Origin of the sequence: Pantoea sp. ANP04 (assembly GCF_041982285.1) — a bacterium.
GTDB classification, from domain to species: domain Bacteria; phylum Pseudomonadota; class Gammaproteobacteria; order Enterobacterales; family Enterobacteriaceae; genus Pantoea; species Pantoea eucalypti.
Genome location: NZ_JAUTYS010000059.1, coordinates 1 through 696 on the forward strand (window position 1 = coordinate 1; position 696 = coordinate 696).

The 696-nt window shown below is 66.5% G+C and carries 1 protein-coding gene and 1 pseudogene; both read right to left on the reverse strand.

Annotation, left to right across the window (positions count from 1 at the left end; translation table 11 throughout):
• The coding region (locus tag Q7C21_RS22300; protein ID WP_375151131.1) for an alcohol dehydrogenase catalytic domain-containing protein at positions 1-246 on the reverse strand (246 nt) is incomplete at its 3' end.
• Between the two features lie 215 nt (positions 247-461).
• Positions 462-696, reverse strand: a pseudogene (locus Q7C21_RS22305) (pyrroloquinoline quinone biosynthesis protein B); the annotation flags it as partial.

Genomic DNA, 696 nt, shown 5'->3' on the forward strand with positions numbered 1-696 from the left:
ATCGCCGACCTTGAACTCGCTGACGCCCTCGCCCACCGCTTCCACCACCCCGGCACCGTCGGCCATGGGAATCCGCCCATCGGCAGTCGGCAGCGCGCCGGTGACCACGGCGTAATCGTGGAAATTCAGGGAACAGGCATGCAGGCGCACGCGGATCTGCCCGGCGCCGGGTTGCCCGGGATCGGCCAGCTCCACGGTTTTCAGGTTGTCCAGGGATGCCGGCAGGCTGAGCTTGATGGCTTGCATGGAATGGGTCTCCACAGATCGATAATTGTCCAGGGGGCTAACCCTACCACCAATACCGGCGATCTGTAGCCGCTGCCGCAGGCTGCGAACGGCTCCGCAGGAGACGCAGGTTTTCAGTGCCGCTAGGGGCTCGGCTCGGGACTGCCAAGCAAGGCCCTGCGGGCCTTTGCGCAGCTTCGCCGTGGCTCGGCAGCGGCTACAGGGACCGGGTGGCGTCAGAGATGGATGTCCATGCCGTCATGCGCCACTTCGATGCCGCGGCGGGTCAGCTCGGCGCGCTCGGCGGAGTCTTCGTCGAGGATCGGGTTGGTGTTGTTGATGTGGATCAGCACCTTGCGCGCCCGGGGAAAGCGCTCCAGCACCTCGAGCATGCCGCCGGGGCCGCTTTGCGCCAGGTGGCCCATCTCGCTGCCCAGCTTGTCGCCGACGCCACAGACGCGCATTTCATCG